This window comes from Actinosynnema sp. NPDC002837 (genome assembly GCF_040295345.1).
Taxonomy (GTDB): domain Bacteria; phylum Actinomycetota; class Actinomycetes; order Mycobacteriales; family Pseudonocardiaceae; genus Actinosynnema.
In genome coordinates this window covers 1-19,812 of sequence record NZ_JBEOVG010000046.1, presented here as the reverse complement: position 1 = coordinate 19,812, position 19,812 = coordinate 1, and the positions used below count along the sequence as shown (strand labels likewise).

General features: G+C 70.9%; 16 protein-coding genes. 7 read left to right on the top strand and 9 right to left on the bottom strand.

Translation table 11 applies throughout. From position 1 onward, the window contains the following. Nucleotides 1-117 precede the first annotated feature (117 nt). Genes ABTZ99_RS27025 through ABTZ99_RS27015 form a run of 3 tightly spaced genes read left to right on the top strand, consistent with a single transcriptional unit; the run spans nt 118 to nt 3,238 of the window. Nucleotides 118-900, top strand: a complete 783-nt coding sequence (locus tag ABTZ99_RS27025; RefSeq protein WP_073895339.1) for an IclR family transcriptional regulator — start codon at nt 118-120, stop codon at nt 898-900. A gap of 29 nt (nt 901-929) precedes the next feature. Continuing rightward, a complete protein-coding gene (locus ABTZ99_RS27020; RefSeq protein WP_498773984.1) occupies nt 930-1,751 on the top strand; it encodes an NAD-dependent epimerase/dehydratase family protein in 822 nt (273 codons plus the stop codon). After that, nucleotides 1,748-3,238 (top strand): aldehyde dehydrogenase (NADP(+)), encoded by a 1,491-nt coding sequence (locus ABTZ99_RS27015; RefSeq protein ID WP_499615054.1) that lies wholly within the window; start codon nt 1,748-1,750, stop codon nt 3,236-3,238. The genes ABTZ99_RS27020 and ABTZ99_RS27015 overlap by 4 nt, the downstream gene beginning before the upstream one ends. Nucleotides 3,239-3,460: 222 nt before the next feature. On the opposite strand, the gene ABTZ99_RS27010 is transcribed toward ABTZ99_RS27015, so the two are convergent. From ABTZ99_RS27010 to ABTZ99_RS27000, 3 genes are read right to left on the bottom strand one after another with little or no spacing between them, the layout of a single operon-like run. Then, the gene (locus ABTZ99_RS27010; protein ID WP_499615051.1) at nt 3,461-4,522 is read right to left on the bottom strand and encodes an acyl-CoA dehydrogenase family protein; all 1,062 of its coding nucleotides are present in this window, start codon (nt 4,520-4,522) and stop codon (nt 3,461-3,463) included. Between the two features lie 13 nt (nt 4,523-4,535). Continuing rightward, entirely contained in the window at nt 4,536-6,074 is a 1,539-nt protein-coding gene (locus ABTZ99_RS27005) for an aldehyde dehydrogenase family protein (RefSeq protein ID WP_499615048.1), read from the bottom strand. 10 nt (nt 6,075-6,084) lie between these two features. Then, complete coding sequence (locus ABTZ99_RS27000; RefSeq protein ID WP_498773976.1) at nt 6,085-7,068, bottom strand: 2-dehydropantoate 2-reductase; 984 nt, start codon at nt 7,066-7,068, stop codon at nt 6,085-6,087. A gap of 192 nt (nt 7,069-7,260) precedes the next feature. Between ABTZ99_RS27000 and ABTZ99_RS26995 the strand changes: the two genes are divergently transcribed. Next, nucleotides 7,261-7,998 carry a GntR family transcriptional regulator gene (locus ABTZ99_RS26995; protein ID WP_498773974.1) on the top strand — a complete coding sequence of 246 codons (738 nt, stop codon included), beginning with the start codon at nt 7,261-7,263 and terminating at the stop codon, nt 7,996-7,998. A gap of 257 nt (nt 7,999-8,255) precedes the next feature. Then, a complete protein-coding gene (locus ABTZ99_RS26990) occupies nt 8,256-8,462 on the top strand; it encodes a hypothetical protein (RefSeq protein WP_230566596.1) in 207 nt (68 codons plus the stop codon). 63 nt (nt 8,463-8,525) lie between these two features. On the opposite strand, the gene ABTZ99_RS26985 is transcribed toward ABTZ99_RS26990, so the two are convergent. The 6 genes from ABTZ99_RS26985 to ABTZ99_RS26960 form a co-directional block, all read right to left on the bottom strand. Continuing rightward, the gene (locus ABTZ99_RS26985; protein ID WP_498773971.1) at nt 8,526-9,518 is read right to left on the bottom strand and encodes a TerC family protein; all 993 of its coding nucleotides are present in this window, start codon (nt 9,516-9,518) and stop codon (nt 8,526-8,528) included. A gap of 24 nt (nt 9,519-9,542) precedes the next feature. Beyond that, a complete protein-coding gene (locus ABTZ99_RS26980) occupies nt 9,543-10,082 on the bottom strand; it encodes a hypothetical protein (RefSeq protein WP_499615044.1) in 540 nt (179 codons plus the stop codon). Further along, nucleotides 10,082-11,587, bottom strand: coding sequence for an Nramp family divalent metal transporter (locus ABTZ99_RS26975; protein ID WP_498773967.1), 1,506 nt, complete (start codon nt 11,585-11,587; stop codon nt 10,082-10,084). The genes ABTZ99_RS26980 and ABTZ99_RS26975 overlap by 1 nt, the downstream gene beginning before the upstream one ends. Nucleotides 11,588-11,635: 48 nt before the next feature. Further along, nucleotides 11,636-13,768, bottom strand: coding sequence for an acetate--CoA ligase family protein (locus ABTZ99_RS26970; RefSeq protein WP_498773965.1), 2,133 nt, complete (start codon nt 13,766-13,768; stop codon nt 11,636-11,638). Between the two features lie 96 nt (nt 13,769-13,864). Beyond that, nucleotides 13,865-15,094, bottom strand: coding sequence for a formyl-CoA transferase (gene frc, locus ABTZ99_RS26965; RefSeq protein WP_499615041.1), 1,230 nt, complete (start codon nt 15,092-15,094; stop codon nt 13,865-13,867). Between the two features lie 168 nt (nt 15,095-15,262). After that, the gene (locus ABTZ99_RS26960) at nt 15,263-16,999 is read right to left on the bottom strand and encodes a thiamine pyrophosphate-binding protein (protein WP_499615039.1); all 1,737 of its coding nucleotides are present in this window, start codon (nt 16,997-16,999) and stop codon (nt 15,263-15,265) included. A gap of 204 nt (nt 17,000-17,203) precedes the next feature. On the opposite strand from ABTZ99_RS26960, the gene sucC reads away from it, so the two are divergent. Together sucC and sucD are read left to right on the top strand one after the other, a co-directional pair. After that, nucleotides 17,204-18,364 carry an ADP-forming succinate--CoA ligase subunit beta gene (gene sucC, locus ABTZ99_RS26955; RefSeq protein ID WP_499615037.1) on the top strand — a complete coding sequence of 387 codons (1,161 nt, stop codon included), beginning with the start codon at nt 17,204-17,206 and terminating at the stop codon, nt 18,362-18,364. 1 nt (nt 18,365) lies between these two features. Next, entirely contained in the window at nt 18,366-19,247 is an 882-nt protein-coding gene (gene sucD, locus ABTZ99_RS26950; protein WP_499615034.1) for a succinate--CoA ligase subunit alpha, read from the top strand. Nucleotides 19,248-19,812 lie beyond the last annotated feature (565 nt).

Below are 19,812 nucleotides of genomic sequence, written 5' to 3'. Positions count from 1 at the left end.
GTACTGTTCATATATATGAATTAGGGTCGTACTTGTGAACGTGTTGGGCGGACTGTAAGAATCGGCGCAGCGACGTGTCAAGTGCGTGTTGCCGGAACGTTTCCCGTGGAGGACTTGGTGACTGGACCCGCGTCACCCGCTCGGCCGAACGCGGTCAAGTCGGCCGATCGGACTGTGGAACTGCTCGAAGTGCTGTCGGCGTCGGACCGCCCGCTGACCCTGACCGAACTGCACCGCGAGCTGAGCTACCCGAAGTCGAGCCTCTACATGCTCTTGCAGACGCTCGTCGCCAGGGGGTGGGTGGAGCTCGACCCCACCCGCGGCACGTACGGCATCGGCGTGCGCGCCCTGCTCGTCGGCACGTCGTACCTCGACCACGACCCGGTGGTGCAGGTCGCCATCCGCGTCATGGAGCAGGTGCGCCGGGAGATCAACGAGACGGTCCACCTGGCCCGCCTCGACGGCGCGGACGTGGTCTACCTCGCCAGCCGCGAGTCCGAGCACCACCTGCGCGTGGTGTCCCGCGTCGGACGGCGGCTGCCCGCGCACTCCACGTCGCTGGGCAAGGCGCTGCTCGCCGCCCGCACGCCCGCCGAGGTCGACGCGATCCTGCCCGCGCGGCTGACGCCGTTGACGCCGAACACGATCATCGAACGCCCGGCGCTGCACGCCCAGCTCGCGGGGTTCCGCGCGGTCGGGTACGCGCACGAGCGCGAGGAGAACACGCCGGGCCTCGGCTGCTTCGCCGTCGCCCTGCCCTACCGCAATCCCGTGCTCGACGCGATGAGCTGCTCGGTGCCGCTGGGTCGGCTCGACCCGGACCACGAGCGCCAGGTCGTCGAAGCGCTGCTGCACGCGGCCCGCACGATCACCGAACTGCTGCGCCAGTTCGGCCGCTGATTCCCGTTCCGATTCCGAAAGGGCTCGACGTGACCGAGCGAATCCTCATCACCGGCGCCGCCGGCATAGTCGGCACGCTCATGCGCACCCGACTGGCCGCGCCGGACCGGACCCTGCGCCTGCTCGACATCGCGCCGCTGCCGGCCGCCGCCGACGGTGAGCGGGTCGAGCTGGTCACGGCGTCGGTGACCGACCAGGCCGCGATGGAGGAGGCGTGCGCGGGCGTCGACGCGGTGATCCACCTCGGTGGGCACAGCCTGGAGCGGCCGTGGGCGGAGATCCTGGACGTCAACATCAACGGCACGCACGTGGTGCTGGAGGCGGCGCGGCGGGCCGGGGTGTCCCGGGTGGTGCTGGCCAGCTCCAACCACGCGGTCGGGTACTACGAGCGCGGGTCGGGTGAGGCGGGCGACTACCTGTTCCCGCAGCCGGACACGTACTACGGCGTGAGCAAGGTGGCGTTGGAGGCGTTGGGCAGCCTGTACGCGTCGCGGTACGGGCTCGACGTGATCGCGGTCCGGATCGGGTCGTGCTTCGAGAAGCCGCGTGACGCGCGGATGTTGTCGACGTGGTTGTCGCCGGACGACGGCGCGCGGCTGTTCGAGGCGTGCCTGTCGGCGCCGTCGCCCGGGTTCCGGGTGGTGTGGGGCGTGTCGGACAACACGCGGCGGTGGTTCTCGCTGAGCGAGGCGGAGGCGTTGGGGTACAAGTCCGCCGACGACTCCGAGGTGTACGCGGAGGAGGTCCTGGCCGCGGGCGCGCCGGATCCCGGCTCCCCGGCCATGACGTACTTGGGCGGCGTGTGGTGCACGCCCGAGTTCGACACCGCGGTGAAGGAGGCGGGCCGATGAGCGAGCAGGGTTACAACCCGCGGACCGGTGAGCCGGTGGGCGCGGCGGTGCCGGAGACGTCGGACCGCGAGGTGGACGCGCTGGCCCGGGCGGCCGCGGCGGCGTTCCCGGCTTGGTCGTCGTTGCCGGCGGTGGAGCGGGCTTCGGTGCTCGACGCCGTGGCCGACGCCCTGGACGCTTCGGCCGACGCGCTGGTGGAGCTCGCGGACGCGGAGACGGCGCTGGGCGTGCCGCGGTTGACCGGTGAGCTGAAGCGGACGACGAACCAGCTGCGGCTGTTCGGCGAGGTGCTGCGCGAGGGCAGCTACGTCGAGGCGACGCTGGATTCGGCGGACCCGGGCATCATCCCGCCGCGGCCCGTGCTGCGGCGCATGCTCCGTCCACTCGGGACGGTGGGCGTCTTCGCCGCGTCGAACTTCCCGTTCGCGTTCTCGGTGGCGGGCGGTGACACGGCGTCCGCGCTGGCCGCGGGCTGCCCGGTGATCGTGAAGGCGCACCCGTCGCACCCCGGCACGTCGCGGGAGACGGCGCGGATCGTGGCCTCCGCCGTGCCGGCGGGCGTGTTCGGGATCGTGCACGGTCAGCAGGCCGGGGTGGCGCTGGTCAAGCACCCCGCGATCAAGGCGGTCGGCTTCACCGGGTCCACCGCGGGCGGCCGCGCCCTGTACGACCTGGCCGGCGCCCGTCCCGACCCGATCCCGTTCTACGGCGAGCTGGGCAGCGTCAACCCGACCGTGGTGCTGCCCGACGCCGCCGCCGCGCGGCCCGAGGGCTTCGCGGCCGAGTTCGTCGGCTCCCTGACCATGGGCGTGGGCCAGTTCTGCACCAACCCGGGCCTGCTCTTCGCCCCGGCCTCCCTCGTCCCGGCCCTGGCGGACGCCGTCTCGGCCGCCGCGGGCGGCCCCATGCTGAACGAGCGGATGCGCGACTCGTACCGCTCCGGCACCGACGGCCTGGCCGCCTCCGGCCTGGCCGACCTGGTGGCCGAGGGCACCGCGCCCACCGAGGGCTGGAGCGTCGAACCGCGCCTCTTCCAGGTGCCGCTGGCGACGTTCGCGGACAACCTCGAGAAGCTGACCGAGGAGCACTTCGGCCCGGCGGCGGTCGTGGTGACCTACACCGATCCGGCCGAACTGGCGTTGGTCCTCCCCCGGCTGCCGGGCACGCTCACCGGCACCGTGCACGCCGCCGAGTCCGAGCACGAGCACGCGGGGCGCGTCGCCGAGGCGCTGCGGCCGGTCGTGGGTCGGCTGATCTTCAACGCCTGGCCGACCGGTGTCGCGGTGGCCTGGGGCATGCACCACGGCGGCCCGTGGCCGGCCACCACCAACCCGCTCCACACGTCCGTCGGGGCGACTTCGATCCGGCGGTGGGTGGCACCGGTGACCTACCAGTCCTGGCCGGACGCCCTGCTGCCCGCCGAGCTGCGCGAGGGCAACCCGTTGGGCATCCCGCGGCGGGTGGACGGCGTGCTCGGGGTGCACTGACGCGCCTTCCGCGGGTGCCTCCCGCGGATTGGTCACGGACGCGCCTTCTGCGGGTTGGCCACTGAGCACGTTCCGTGGGTTGGCCACTGAGCGCGTTCCGTGGGTTGGTCGGGCCTCCTCTTCGTTTCAACCGACGTTCGACGGCCTCGATAACGGCGTTTTGGTTGATGCGGAGTTTCAGGTTCACCCGTTCGTGAATCGAGCGGACAGGATAAGCGCAGGTCAAGCGCCGAGCCGGGTCGCCTTGGGGTGGTCCGGCTCGGCGCGGGCGGTGAACTCGGTGAAGGCGTCGGCGGTCGGCGGGTGGGCGTTCAGGGCCCTCGCCTCGCGGAAGTGGCGCTCCACGGCGGACCGGGTGGGCCAGGGCATCTCGGCCGACGCCTTCAGCGCCAGGTCGGTGACCGAGGCCAGGGCTTCGGCGGCGTGCACCGCCAACTGGCACAGCTTGCGTCTCGCCCTATCCGGTTCCCAGTCCACGGCGGCGACCGCGTCTGCTTGCAGCACGCGCACGGCGTCCGCGCGCAGACGCAGGCGGAGCAGCTCGGTGGGGTCGATGTGTGATGCGACGGCGTCGACGGCTCCGCCCATGACGCCCAACGCCACCGACGCGCCGAGCACGACGTGCCAAGGCAGCACGTGGTGCACGACGGTGTCGAAGGAGCGACCGTCCGAACCCAGCAGGCGGTCCGCGGGGACGTGGGCCGGATCCGCCCAGACCGTGCTGGTGGACGTGCCGCGCAGGCCGAGGCCCGGGCGATTGGTGGGCACCAACAAGCCCGGGGCGTTCGCCGGCACGTGCCACAACGTGGTGGTGCCGTGGGCGGCGAGGGGTTCGCTCGACCACACGTAGCTGTCGGCCTCCCCCGCCGCCACGACACCGCTCTTGCGATCACGCAGGTCCACCACGTCACCACGACGCGAAGCCGTGCCCGACGGCAGCAGGAAGTGCGACCCCGGCCCGAAGACCGCCACCGTGCTCAGATGCCCGCCGGCCGCGACCGCAGCACGCGAGGCCCGATCGCCCAGGCGATCCACCGCCGCCACCGCCGCGAAGTGCGAACGCAGCACCGCACCCGTGCTGCCGCACGCCGCCGCGACCCGCTCGACCGCGTCCGCCACCTCGGCCAACCCGCACCCGCGCCCGCCGACCGCACGGGACATCGTCATGCCGAGCAGCCCGCCCAACGCCGTGACCGACGCCCTGGGGAAGGCGCCGTCGCGGTCGACGGACGAAGCGGCGGGCGCGACCACGTCGCGGACGATCCGGTCCACGCCGACAGACATCCGAGCCTCCGACTCAGGTGGGCGGGTACAGGGAGTACGACGGGAAGTTGCCGTAGAGCCGTTCGCCGGGCGGGCCTTCGGTGACGGCGTGCACCAGCAACGGACCGCCGACGAACGCGCCGCGCCACGACGCCCCACGTCCGCCGAACACCTCGTCCCGGTCGCCGCGCGAGCGCGCCTTGTTGTGGCCGAACTTGAACGCGTTCACCTCACCCGCCAGCCGCCGGGCCACCGCCTCGTCGTCGCACGACAGCGACGCCACCAGCGCGCCGTTGCTCGCGTTCATCGCGGCCAGCAGCTCGGCTTCCGTGTCGACCAGCACGATCGTGTCCACCGGTCCGAACGGCTCGGCGTGGTGCAGCGGCGAGGACGGCGGCGGCGCCAGGATCGCGACCGGCGCGAAGTACGCCGACGTCTGCTGGTCGGGCAGGAACCGGCCGGAGTCCGGCGAGCCCCGGTACAGCGGCACGCCGCCCTTGGCGATCGCCTCGTCGACGACGTCGCCCAGTTCCTTGGCCTTGGCGTCGGTGATCAGGGGGCCGAAGTCGAGGTCCGGCAGGTCGTCGTCCGGTGACGTGACGGCCAGCGGGTGGCCGAACGTCACCTCGCGGACGGCTTCCAGGTACACCGAGAGGAACGAGTCGAACAACGACCGCTGCACCACGTACCGCGGGTAGGCGGTGCAGCGCTGCTTGGCGTAGTCGAACGACTTGCGCAGCTGCGGGCGCAGCGCCTCCCAGTCGCCGAACTCCCACACGCCCCAGCAGTTCAGCCCTTCCTGCTCCAGGACGTGCCGCTTGGTGGCGTCGAGGCCGGTGACGATCTCGCCGCCGACGCCACGCCCGCCGACGAACGACAGGCAGCCGATGTCCGGCGAGCCGACCAGCACCGGCGACAGCTCGCGCCCGCCGCCGCTGACCAGGGTGAGCGGCAGGGCGTGCCGCACGGCGAGGGCGCACGCCAGGGTCAGGCAGCCGACGCCGCCGTCGGTGGGCGCTTTGGCGATGACCGCGTTGCCCGCCAGCGCCTGCACGAGCATGGCGTGCATCAGCACGCTCATCGGGTAGTTCCAGCTGGCGATGTTGCTGACCGGGCCGTGCAGCGGCGTCCGGCCGTGCAGCATGGGGTCGATCTGCTCGACGTACCACTCGACGCCTTCGAGGCACCGGTCGACGTCGGCGGTCGCCAGCCGCCACGGCTTGCCGATCTCCCACACCAGCAGCAACGCGAGCAGGTCGCGGTGGGCGTGCAGGTCGGCCAGGGCGGCGAGGGTGCGGGCCTTGCGCTCCTTCAACGGCACGGCGGCCCACGCGCGGTGCTGGTCGACGGCGGCCGCGACGGCGTGCTCGGCCTGTGCGGCGTCGAGCCGGGGTGGTCCGGCGATGGTGGAGCCGTCCACGGGTGACGTCGCGTGACCGGGCGTGCCGATGCGCTGCCACGTGCCGGCGACGTGGTTGAGCAGCCGGTCGCGGTGGAACGCCTCGGGCGCGGCCTTGGCGCACCGGTCGTACAGCTCGGGCCACGAGGTGCCCGGCTTGAGGATCGGGGACATGTCGGTCCTCTCAGCTAGCGGCGGTGAGTGCCTTGCGCCCCAACAGGTCGATGGCGGCGTACACGCTGCGCAGGGTGGGCGCGGCGACGCCGGTGAGCCGGGCGATCTCGACGACCGCGCCGATGATCGCGTCGGTCTCCAGCGCCTTGCCCGCTTCGAGGTCCTGGAGCATCGACGTCTTGTGGTGGCCGACGCGGTGGGCGCCGTCGATGCGCTTCTCGATGGAGACGCGGGGGTGGCAGCCGACGGCGCGGGCGACCGCGATGGTCTCGGCCATCATGAGGGCGACGAGCTCGCGGGTGTCGCGGTGCTCGCACATCTCGGCCATGGTGGCGCGGGTGAGCGCGCTGAGCGGGTTGAACGCGACGTTGCCCATCAGCTTGACCCAGATGTCGTCGCGCAGGTCGGGTTCGATGGGCGCTTTGAGGCCGCCGGCGACCATGGCCCCGCTGAGGTCCGCGCAGCGCTTGGAGGCGGTGCGGTCGGGTTCGCCGAGGGCGAAGCGGGTGCCCTCGACGTGCCGGATGACGCCCGGCGCCTCGATCTCGGTGGAGCAGTAGACGACGCACCCGATCGCGCGTCGGGTGTCGAGGACGGCGCTGACGCTGCCGCCCGGGTCGACGGCCTCGACGCGGGCGCCTTCGAGGGGGTGGCCGGCGAGCCCGTGGAAGTACCACCAGGGGATGCCGTTCTGCGCGGCCACGACGGCGGTGTCCGGGCCGAGCAGGGGTGTGATGAGCGGGCCGCAGGCGGCGTACTGGTGCGCTTTGAGCCCGAGGAACACGTAGTCGACGTGGCCGATGTCGGCCGGGTCGTCGGTGGCGTGCGGCGCGGCGGTGAAGTCGCCGCGAGGGCTGTGGACCCGGACACCGTGGCGGCGCATGGCTTCCAGGTGCGCCCCTCGTGCGACGAGGTGCACCTCGACCCCGGCGCGGTGCAGCGCCGCGCCGACGTAAGCGCCGATGGCTCCGGCCCCGAGAACTGCGACTTTCATGACGTCCCTCGCCTTCGCAATGATTGCATACAGTATGTTGTATGAACTACGGGAGCGATAGCCCAACCGGGCGGCCGATGCGCACCACGAGGTGACGTCCGCCCCGACCGGGTGACTTCAGATTGCTTTTTGCATACGAAAATCTGTATGCTGAAGATCGGGCATTCCCGACACCTGCCCGAGGAGGCGACCGTGAGCCAGCCCAACGCGCCGCTGATCGGCGCGGGAACCACCCGTCGCGCGGCCCGCGAATCGCTGAGCAGTGCCGCTTCCCGGAAGGTCGAGCGGCCCGCACCGTTGCGCCAGGCCGTCTACGAGGCCCTGCTCGACCTGATCGTCAACCGTACCCTCAAGCCCGGTCAGCACCTGGTCGAGATCGAGCTGGCCGAGCACCTCGGCGTGAGCCGCCAGCCGGTGCGCGAGGCGTTGCAGCGCCTGCAGACCGAGGGCTGGGTCGACCTGCGCCCGGCCCAGGGCGCGTTCGTGCACACGCCGACCGACGAAGAGGCCGACCAGCTCCTGTCCGTGCGCAACGTCCTGGAGACGCACTCCGCGAAGCTCGCCGCCGAGCACGCCACGGCCGAGGACGTCGCCGAGCTCAAGGCGCTGCAGCGCGAGGGCGTCGAGGCGCTCAAGCAGAAGGACGTGGAACGGGTCGTCGCGGCCAACGCCGCCCTGCACGCGCGCATCACCCGGTTGTCCGGCAACGCCGTGCTGGCGGAGATGATCGCCACCGTCGACCGCCGGGTCCGCTGGTACTACGCGCCGTTGGCGCTGACCCGCGGCAAGGACGCGTGGAGCGAGCACGCCGAGCTGATCAAGGCGATCGCCGAGGGCGACGCCGAGGCCGCCGGCCGGGTGATGAACCAGCACACCGAGCGCACCCGGACGGCCTACCGCGCGCACCTCGAGGGCAGCGAGGGCCGCTGAGAGTGACGGGGCCCACCACCCCTGGCCCCGGTTCGGAGCACCCAACCCCTGGTCAGGCCACCTGAATCGAGTACAGGTGACGGCCCTCACGCTTTGAGTGTTTTGTATACGATAGTCTGTATTCTGGATGTAGCACCTCCGGCCGGTACACCTGGTGCACGTGCGGTCTACTGGATCGTGGAGCCGCTCCGCGATGGCGCGGGCGGACTCCGAGGAACGCTCAAACCCGAGAATGAGCAAGGAAGGACTCGAACCAGATGAGCACAGGCATGCCCGGATGGCAGCAGCTCAAGAACGCCCTGACCCGTCCCGCCGGGTTCTCCGCCGACGGCAGGCGCATCGGCCTCGGCCTGGACACCGCGATGGACGCCCAGCGCCGGGAGACCGACCACGCCGTCGCGGACATCGAGCAGTACGCGAACGACCGGCGCAGCAAGGGCGAAGAGACCACCACCGTCTCCTGACGGCCGTGGTCAGGCCCGACGAGGGAGCCGGACGAAGCCCACAGCAACGCCCGGCGCCCCGGCTCACGACCCGGCTGCGCCCTCCCGCCGCACGTCCCGCTCGGCCCGCACCCGGGCCTGGCGCGACGCCAGCAGGCTCGCCGCGGTCGTGATCAGCAGCACCACGACGATGACCCCGAGGGACAGCAGGATCGGGATCTCCGGCGCCCAGTCGACGCCGTGGTGGTGCAGTGCTTCGAGGATCAGCTTCACCCCGATGAACGCGAGGATCACCGCGAGACCCTTGCCGAGGTGGACCAACCGGTCGAGCAGGCCGCCGACCAGGAAGAACAGCTGGCGCAACCCCATCAGCGCGAACGCGTTGGCGGTGAGCACCAGGTAGGGCTCCTTGGTCAGGCCGAAGATCGCCGGGATCGAGTCCACCGCGAACAGCAGGTCCGTGGTGCCGACCGCGACCATCACGATGAGCATCGGCGTGACCACCCGCCGCCCGTCCACGCGGGTGGTCAACGCCGCGCCGTCGTACCGCGGGGACGTCGGCAGCACGCGGCGCACCGCGCGCAGCGCCGCGTTCTCGTGGAACTCGCCCTCGTCCTCGCCCGGCCCTTCCTTCAGCAGCTTCCAGGCGGTGAAGATCAGGAACGCGCCGAAGACGTAGAACAGCCAGTCGAACCGGGCGATCGCCCCGGCGCCGAGCGCGATGAACACCGCGCGCAGCAGCAGGGCCAGCACCACGCCGACGATCAGGACCTTCTGCCGGTACTCGCGCGGCACCGCGAACCGACCCATGATCAGCACGAACACGAACAGGTTGTCCACGCTGAGCGAGTACTCGGTGATCCACCCGGCGAAGAACTCGCCGCCGTACCGAGGACCCGCGAACGCGAGCACGCCGAGCCCGAAGAGCACGGCCAGCCCGACGTACACCGAGACCGACACCAGCGATTCGGAGAACGACGGGTCGCGCGGGTTGCGCGCCACGAGGTAGAAGTCGAACGCGATCACCGCGGCGATCCCGATCAACGTCGCGATCCAGACCCAGGTGGGGAGAACCATCTGTGCGAGCCCTTCGCTAGGCGGTCACTTCGTCCGTGCCGTCGTCTCCCGGTCGGCGCGCCTCCGTCGGGCGCGTGCCGACGACTCCCGCAGCACGCGGGCGTGCGTCACGTAGCGCTCGTACCACTGCTGCGCCAACGGGTTGCGCGCACGCACCTTGTCGAGCCAGTGCGGTGCGATCCGCTCGTGCAGCCACAGGAAGCCGATGGCCCAGCCGAAGCTGACGATGCCCTGGTAGGCCAGGAAACCGAGCACGTCGTCGGGCGGGGTGAACCCGCCGCCGAGCAGGAAACCCGTCGAGGTCTCCGCCACCAGCCTGGCCGCCGGGAACCCCACCAGCCAGTACAGGGCGGCCGGTGCGAACACGCCGAGCCGGAACCGCCCGCCGCCGACGAGCAGGCCGAAGCCGCCGCCGAGGAGCCCGAGCGGCACGGCCATGGCCAGCGCGGTGGCCGCCGCCCAGGCGGCGGGGTGGCCGACGAACGCCGACAGCGCCCCGGCGATCAGGCCGCCGACCGCGCCGACGACGGCGCCCGGCACCGCCAACTCCAGCCGGTCGCGCATCACCCCACCACCACGCCGAACCGGAACAGGCTGTAGATCAGCATGCCGAGGTAGAACACCGCGCCGAACCCGATGATCAGGTTGGTGAGCAGCCTGGGTCGGATGGGTTTGGGCAGCATGCGGTTGTTCACCAGCAGCAGGACGACGCAGTAGGCGCCCATGGCGAACGTGGACAGGAACGCGAGGATGTCGAGGATCGCGCCAGGTCCGTCGGCGGGTCCGAACAGCAGGATGACGATGCCGAACGCGATGACGCCCCACAGGAACCCGGCGTAGAGGTGGGACATGCGGAACCGCTTCGCGCCGGGCACGAAGTGGTAGGTCATGTCGGCCTGGCCGCGGGAGAACGAGTCGAACAGGCCGAGCGTGGCGTTGAGGCCGATGAGCGCGATGAACCCGAGGAACACGCCACCGAGGACGGGGCCGCCCGCCGCGGCGAACGAGTCGGACATGGCGTTGAGCGCGGCTTCCCGCTCCCCCGCGTGCAGCAGCGCCTTGACGTCGGGGCTGGTGCGGCTGGCGGCCTGCGCCAGCACCGTGAACGACACGGTGACCAGCATCGTGACGCCCCAGAACAGCAGCAGCGCGTCGAACGTGACCCAGCGCCGCCACCCGCGCCACTTCGCCATCTCGGCGGGGTCGTCGGTGTCGAACATGAACCCGCGCGCGGGCATGGCCTCTTCCTCGCCGGCGTGGCGCAGGCCGCGGATGCGGGGGATGTGGGCGCCCATCCCGGCGCCGCTGTCGCGCAGGTGCAACGTGTACCACATCTGCTGCATGCCCGACGGGCCGGCGAACGCGATGGAGCCGACGATGATCGGGAACCAGGCCGCGCTGAGCGCCTCGGGCGGCAGGTAGCCGAAGTGGAACATGCCGGTGATGGTGGACACCACGTCCGACCAGGTGCCCACCATCGCGGCTACTACGGCGGTGCCGACCACGAGCAGCCCGATGAGCAGGGACAGCACGTTCTCCAGCAGGTTGTAGATCACCTTGGCCATGCTGAACAGGACGCCGACGAGGATCAGGCCGACGCACGCCGACACGGTCCACGGTATGCCGGTGAGCTCCTCCAGGGCGGCGGCCCCGGCGGAGAGGTGACCGGGCCAGATGTAGACCAGGATCGCGACGGTGAAGAAGAACCACATGATCGGTTTGAACACGCGGGCCGCGCCGAAGAAGATGCTCTCACCGGTCGCCATCGCGTAGCGGGCCATCTCCAGCATGACCACGGCCTGCAGCGTCACGCCGATGAGGAACAGCCATCGGATCTCCGGGCCGAACAGCAGCACCAGCCGCGGCCACATGTAGGACTCGCCCATGCCGACGCCGAGCGCGACGAGGAACACCGTCGGGCCCAGGATGTGGATGGAGGGCGGGGCGTCGGGCAGTTTCCTGATGGGCATCGCTTCCAGCCGCCCCGCCCGCCACACGCGTTCCTCCGGCGGAGGTGCGGTGACGTCCGCGCCCGACCGCGGTTCGGCGGGTGAGTTGGGTGTATCCACAACGGACCTCCCGGTGAGTTACAGCGTTCTAAAGGCGGGGCTCCCCCTTCACAGCAGCCCGGCGGAGCGGGCCCAGCGGTACTTGGCGCCGAGCACGGCGACCGGCTTCTCCGTGGTGTACGGGTAGGCGACGATGCCGTGCCGGTACAGGTGTTCACTGGCTTCTTCGACTTCCACGTCGCCGGAGAGTGAGGCGACGACGGGCTTGTGGATCCCCTGGTCCCGGTAGTGCCGGACGACCTCGACGACGAGCTCGGCGAACACCATCGGCGGGGTGACGATGGTGTGCCAGTAGCCGAGGATCAGGGCGTGCACGCGCTCGTCCTCCAGGCCGAGCGCGATGGTGTTGCGGTAGGTGGACGGTGGTTCGCCACCGGTGATGTCGACGGGGTTGCCCGCCGCGCCGAACGGCGGGATGAACTCGCGGAACGCCGCGTCCAGGTCGGACGGGATCTCCATCAGGGAGAGCCCGTTGTCGACGCACGCGTCGGACAGCAGCACGCCGGAGCCGCCCGCGCCGGTGATGATGACGACGTTCTCGCCCTTCGGCGCGGGCAGCAGGGGCACGCCGCGCGCGTACTCCAGCATGTCGTTGAGGCCGGGCGCCCGGATGACGCCGCTCTGCCGCAGGATGTCGTCGTAGACCTTGTCGTTACCGGCCAGTGCGCCCGTGTGCGAACTGGCGGCTTTCGCGCCTTGGGCGGTGCGGCCGGCTTTGAGGACCACGACGGGCTTCTTCGCCGACACGCGCTTGGCGGTCTCGGCGAACGCGCGGCCGTCCTTGAGGTCTTCCAGGTGCATGGCGATGAGCTGGGTGTTCTCGTCCTGCTCGAAGAACGTGAGCAGGTCGTCCTCGTCGATGTCCGCCTTGTTGCCGACACCGACGATGGAGGACACGCCCATCCGGGCGGAGCGGCTGAACCCGAGGATCGCCATGCCGATGCCCCCGCTCTGCGAGGACAGGGCGACCCCGCCCTTCACGTCGTACGGGGTGCAAAACGTAGCTGAAAGGTTTTCGGGTGTGTAGTAGTAGCCGTAGATGTTCGGGCCGAGGATGCGCACGCCGTGCTTGCGCGCGATGGCCACGACCTCGTCCTGCAACTCGTGGTTGCCGGTCTCGCCGAAGCCGGACGGGATGAGGATCGCGCCCGCCACGCCCTTCGCGCCGACTTCCTCGAGCGCGGCGGGCACGAACTTCGCCGGGATCGCGAACACCGCCACGTCCACGTCGCCGGGCACGTCCGCGATGCTGCGGTAGGCCTTGCGATCGAGGATTTCGTCCGCTTTGGGGTTGATCGGGTAGATCTCGCCCCGGTAGCCGCCGTCGACCAGGTTGCGCATCACCGAGTTGCCGATCTTGCCGGTCTCGTTGGACGCGCCGATCACGGCGACCGCGGCCGGTTTCATGATCCGGTTCATCGAGGCGAGGATGTCCTCCTGGCTGAACCGCACCGGCTCGCGCGCGGCCTCGTGGTCGACGAGGATCCGCACGTCGACGGCGGTGGCGCCGTCCGGTGTGGCCAGCACCGGGTTGAGGTCCACCTCGGCCAGCGCCGGGAAGTCCGTGACCAGGTCGCCGACCCGGCGGATCAGGTCGGCGAGCGCGTCGCGGTCGGCCGGCGGCGCGCCGCGCACACCGCGCAGGATCTCGGCCGCGGCGATGCCGTCCACCATGGACGCGGCCTCGGCGGCGGTGGTCGGGGCGAGGCGGAACGTGACGTCCTTGAGCACCTCGACCAGGACGCCGCCCAGGCCGAAGGCGACGACCTTGCCGAACGTCTCGTCCGTCGTCGCGCCGACGATGACCTCGTGGCCGGAGGTCATCAGCCGCTGCACCTGCACGCCGACGATGTCCGCGTCGGCCTGGTAAGCGACGGCGTTGGCGATGATCGTGTCGAAGCCCGCGGCCACCTCCTCGGGCGTGGCCAGGCCGACGAGCACGCCGCCCGCCTCGGTCTTGTGCAGGATGTCCGGTGAGACGATCTTGAGCACGACCGGCAGGCCGATGTCGGCGGCCAGCGCGACGGCCTCGTCCCGCGAGGCGGCCAGGCCCTCGGCGGGGGTGGTGATCCCGTAGGCCTCGCACACCAGCCTGCCCTCGGGCGCGGTCAGCGAGGCGCGGCCCTCGGCGGTGACCGCCGCGATGATCCGTTCGACCGCTGCCCGGTCGTAGTCCGGCATGACGTCTCCTTGGGTTGATCGCGGTCGGTGGTCGGGTCCCGTCCGGATTGCGGGTGTGGGGGTGCGGGTGAGTGGGGTGGCGGGCGCGGCTCGACCTCAGATCGCGCCCATCGCCTTGAGCTTGGTCAGCTGCTCGGGCAGGTAGCCGAGCTCGGCCAGCACCTCGCCGTTGTGCTCGCCGAGAAGCGGTGAGCGCTGGACGTCGACCGGCGAGTCGGACAGCTTCAGCGGGCTGCCCACGGTCTTGTAGGCGCCGCGCTCGGGGTGCTCGACCTCGACCACGGTGCCGAGCTCGGCCAGCGTCTCGTCCTCGATCAGCTCGCGGGTGGACAGGATCGGGCCGCACGGGATGTCGTGGGCGTTGAGCGCGTCCATCACTTCCCACTTGGTGTGCCGCTCGGTCCACTCCTCGATCAGCGCGAACGCCTTGTCCAGCTTGTCCAGCCGGGCCTCCGGGGTGGCCCAGGCGGGGTCGTCGGCGAGCTCGGGCTTGCCGATCAGCTCGGTGATCGGCTGCCAGCCGACCGGCTGGATGATCACGTAGATGTAGTCGTTGGGACCGCCGGGCGCGCAGCGCACCGCCCAGCCCGGCTGCCCGCCGCCGGAGGCGTTGCCCGACCGCGGCACCTCGTCGGCGAACGTCTCGTTCGGGTACTCGCCGAGCGGGCCGTGCGCGAGCCGCTGCTGGTCGCGCAGCTTCACGCGGCACAGGTTGAGCACCGCGTCCTGCATGGCCACCTGCACGCGCTGGCCGCGGCCGGTGGACGTGCGCTGGTAGAGCGCGGCGAGGATGCCCGCGACCAGGTGGATGCCGGTGCCCGAGTCGCCGATCTGGGCTCCGGTGGCCAGCGGCGGGCCGTCCTCGAAGCCGGTGGTGCTCATCGAGCCGCCCATGGCCTGCGCGATGACCTCGTAGGCCTTGAAGTGCGCGTACCGGCCCGCGCCGAAGCCCTTGATCGACGCGTAGACCAGGCCGGGGTTGAGCTCCTGGAGCCGGTCCCAGGTGAACCCGAACCGGTCGACCACGCCGGGGCCGAAGTTCTCCACCAGCACGTCCGCGGTGGTGACGAGCTGGCCGAACACGGCCTTGCCCTCGTCGCTCTTCATGTTCAGCGTGATGCTGCGCTTGTTCGCGTTCAACATGGTGAAGTACAGGCTGTCCACACCGGGCAGGTCGCGGAGCTGGCCGCGGGTGATGTCGCCCCGGCCCGGCGCCTCCACCTTGATCACGTCCGCGCCCAGCCACGCGAGGATCTGCGTCGCCGACGGTCCGGATTGGACATGCGTCAGGTCCAGGACCCGGACGCCGTCGAGAGCCTTGCCCATGGCACGTCCTCCTTTGACTGTGGTGTGTGCTCGCTGTTCCGTGCTGGCTGGCTGGTGTGTGCCGGCTGGCTGGTGTGTGCCGGCTGGCTGGTGTGTGCTGTGGGCCGGCTGTGTGTTGGTTGAGAGGGAGTGCTCCCCGAGCAAACTCCTTGGCGTATAACGGGAGCGTTACTTGTACATGGTCTGGTTCATGGTTCCGGGCGCGTAGGCGTCGGGGTCCACCCAGACGTTGATCAATGACGGCAGGCCCGATTCGCGGGCGCGTCGGAGGGCCGGCCCGATGTCCTTGGGGTCGCGGACCTCTTCGCCGTGACCGCCGAGCATCCGGGCGAACTCGTCGTAGCGGACGTCCCCGAGGGTGTTGCCGACCCGTTCGCGCGCCACGCCGTACTTCTGCGCCTGGCCGTACCGGATCTGGTTCATCGACGAGTTGTTGCCGACGATGCCGACGAACGGCAGGTTGTAGCGCACCAGGGTCTCGAAGTCCCAGCCGGTGAGGCTGAACGCGCCGTCGCCGAACAGCGCCACCACCTCCTTGTCCGGCCGGGCCAGCTTGGTGGCCAGCACGAACGGCACGCCGACGCCGAGCGTGCCCAGCGGACCGGGGTCCATCCAGTGCCCGGGCGACTTCGGCTGCACCACCTGGCCGGAGAACGTGACGATGTCGCCGCCGTCGCCGATGTAGATCGAGTCCTCGGTCAGGAACTCGTTGATCTCGTGCACCAGGCGGTAGGGGTGGATCGGGGTCGCGTCGGAGAGCAGCTGCGGCAGCCGCTTCTCGCGCGCCTTCTCCTCGACGGCCTGGAGTTCCTCCAGCCACGGCTTGCGGGCCACCGCGCCGTTGTCCGTGCGGCCCGAGGCTGCCCGGGTGACCGCGTCGAGGACCAGGTTCGCGTCGCCCACGATGCCCAGGTCGACGTCGCGGTTCTTGCCGACGGTGCGGTAGTCGAGGTCGATCTGGACGACGGTGGCCTTGGCGGACAGGCGGCGGCCGTAGCCCATCCGGAAGTCGAACGGCGTGCCGACGATGACGATCACGTCGGCGTTGTCGAACGCGTACCGGCGGGACAGCTGGAAGTGGTGGGGGTCGCCGGGCGGCAGCGTGCCGCGGCCCGCGCCGTTCATGTACGCGGGGATGTTGAGCGCGCGTACGAGCTCGATCGCCGAACCGGTGGCGCGGGTGGTCCACACTTGGCTGCCGAACAGGACGACCGGCTTCTTCGCGTGCACGAGCAGGTCGGCCAGCCGCTCGACCGCCGCCGGGTCGCCCGCGTTGCGGGTGGACGCGCGGTAGCGGCCGGCCTCCGGGATCCGCGCCTGGTCCACGCGCACCGACGCGTCCAGCACGTCGCGCGGGATCTCCAGGAACGACGGGCCCGGCGCGCCGTTGAACGCCTCGCGGAACGCCATCGACACCAGGTCGGCGATGCGCGCGGTGGACGGCACGGTCGCGGCGAACTTCGTGATCGGGGTCATCATGTCGACGTGCGGCAGGTCCTGCAGTGAGCCCATCTTGTGCTGGCTCAACGCGCCCTGGCCGCCGATCAGCAGCATCGGGCTCTCCGCGCGGAACGCGTTCGCCACGCCGGTGACCGCGTCGGTCGTGCCCGGACCCGCGGTCACCACGGCGCAGCCCGGCTTGCCCGTGACGCGGGCGTAGGCGTCGGCGGCGTGCGCGGCCACCTGCTCGTGCCGCACGTCGATCACCGCGATGCCCTCGTCCACGCAACCGTCGTAGATGTCGATGACGTGGCCGCCGCACAGGGTGAAGATCGTGTCGATGCCCTCGGCCTTGAGGGCCTTGGCCACCAGGTGCCCGCCGGAGATCAGTTCCGGGCCCGTGTCGGCATCTCCCGCCGGCCCCGCGCTGTTGCCCGTGGCGGCCTCGGTCGCTGTCCGCGCCATGTGCTGGTCAACTCCTTCGATCGCGGTCGGCCCGCCTCTCCAGAGGTGGGGTCCCGACCCTGGAACCGGCCCGGTTGTAGATTGCATACCGTATGGGGTAGCCCATATAGTTACGCCTTGTTCGCGCCGATGTCCAGAGCTCGCAACGATCGGGCCTTCAGCGCCCGCCATCGGCGCCCCACCGCGCGGAGAGGACCTTCTGCCGTGGATCTGCACGAACACCAAGCCAGGGACCTGTTCGCGGCGCACGCCGTCCCGGTGCCGCACGGCCTGCTCGCCGTGACACCGGACGAGGCGCACGCCGCGGCGACGTCGATCGGCGGGACCGTCGTGGTGAAGGCGCAGGTGAAGACCGGCGGCCGGGGCAAGGCGGGCGGTGTGAAGCTCGCCCGGACGCCGGAGGAGGCGCGGGAGGCCGCGTCCGACATCCTCGGGATGGAGATCAAGGGGCACGTGGTGCGGAAGGTGCTCGTGGTCGAGGCGAGCGACATCGCGGAGGAGTACTACTTCTCGTTCCTGCTGGACCGGGCGAACCGGACGTTCCTCGCGATGGCGTCGGTCGAGGGCGGCATGGACATCGAGGAGGTCGCGGCCCGGCGGCCGGACGCGTTGGCGCGGGTGCCGGTGACGTCGGTGGACCTGGCCGTCGCGCACGAGATCGTGACGGCGGCGAAGTTCCCGCCGGAGGTGGCCGATCGGGTCGCGGACGTGATCGTGAGGCTGTGGGAGGCGTTCGTGGCGGAGGACGCCACGTTGGTCGAGGTGAACCCGCTGGTGCGGACTCGGTCGGGTGACGTGCTCGCGGTGGACGGGAAGATCACGCTGGACTCGAACGCGGGGTTCCGGCACCCGGAGCACGAGGGGTTGGCGGACGGGTTCGGGGAAGATCCGCTGGAGGCGGCGGCGCGGGAGCGCGGGCTCAACTACGTGAAGCTGGATGGCCAGGTCGGCGTGATCGGGAACGGGGCCGGGCTGGTGATGTCCACATTGGACGTCGTCGCGTACGCGGGCGAGCGGCGTGGAGGGGTGCGGCCGGCGAACTTCCTGGACATCGGCGGCGGCGCGTCCGCGCAGGTCATGGCGGACGGGCTCGACATCGTCCTGAACGACCCGGACGTGCGGTCGGTGTTCGTCAACGTCTTCGGCGGCATCACGGCGTGCGACGCGGTCGCGGACGGGGTCGTGGCGGCGCTGGGGATGCTCGGCGACGCGGCCACCAAGCCGTTGGTGGTGCGGTTGGACGGCAACAACGTGGAGGAGGGCAGGCGGATCCTCGCCGAGGCCGCGCACCCGTTGGTGACCGTGGTGGACACGATGGACGACGCGGCCGACAAGGCCGCCGAACTCGCTGCGCCGGAGGTGTGAGGTGGCCGTCTTCATCACGTCGGGAACTCGCGTGATCGTGCAGGGCATGACCGGGGCGGAGGGCGCGAAGCACACCAAGCGGATGCTCAAGGCGGGCACCCGGATCGTCGGCGGGGTGAACCCCCGCAAGGCCGGTGAGGTCGTCGACTTCGACGGTCACGTGCTGCCGGTGTTCGGCGGTGTGGCGGAGGCGATGGCGGCGACGGGCGCGGACGCGACGGTGGTGTTCGTGCCGCCCGCGTTCACGAAGAACGCGGTGATCGAGGCCGTCGACGCCGGGATCGGGTTGGCGGTCGTGATCACGGAGGGCGTGCCGGTGCACGACACGGCGGCGTTCTGGGCGCACGCGGTCGCGTCGGGCGGTCGGACGCGGATCATCGGGCCGAACTGCCCCGGGGTGATCAGTCCGGGCAAGTCGAACGCCGGGATCATCCCGGATGACATCTGTGGACCCGGGCCGATCGGGTTGGTGTCGAAGTCGGGGACGTTGACGTACCAGTTGATGTACGAGCTGCGGGACGTCGGGTTCACGACGGCGGTGGGGATCGGTGGCGATCCGGTGATCGGGACCACGCACATCGATGTGCTGGCGGCGTTCGAGGCGGATCCGGAGACGTCGGCGATCGTGATGATCGGTGAGATCGGCGGGGACGCGGAGGAGCGCGCGGCCGAGTACATCAGGTCGTCCGTGACGAAGCCGGTGGTGGCGTACGTGGCCGGGTTCACGGCGCCGGAGGGGCGGACGATGGGGCACGCGGGGGCGATCGTGTCCGGGTCGACAGGGACGGCGCAGGCGAAGAAGGAAGCGTTGGAGGCGGTGGGGGTTCGGGTGGGGAAGACGCCCAGTGAGACGGCGCGGTTGTTGCGGGAGGTGTTGGGTTAGGCGATCGAAGGTGTTGGGGTTTCAGAGCGTTAAAGACTGTCCTCGCCGGACGGGCAGATCAGCAGGATGACGGCGGGGTGGGTGGTTCGGCGGCGGGTCCGTTGTGGTGCGGGTTTCGTGTCATCCCACCGACCTCCACAAGGGCTACCACACGTATCAAGGGGGGCGGCAACAGTGGACGGTGCGGGCATCGGTGAACAGCGCCCCCCTTGACACGTGCGGTAGGGCTGCGCCAGGTCGGCGGGATGACACGAAGCCCTTCATTTAGGGAAGGGCGGTGAAGTGGACGGGTGAGGGCGGGGTGTGGCAGGGGGGCGGGGGTGTGGCGGTGGGCCGGGGTGTGGCGGTGGGCCGGGGTGTGGCGGTGGGCCGGGGTGTGGCAGGGGGGATGGGCGCGGGTCGGTGGAAATGGGGCGCGGCGGGCCCGAAGGCTTCCGCAGAGGCCCGATTTGACATGGGTTCGGGTGCCATAGGCTGGACGAAGCCGGGCAGGCCTGGCGGGTGCTTTTTCCGCCAGGCCAGCCCGGCTTTGGCCTGCCTGGGGTGCCCGTAAGGGCCCCATGTC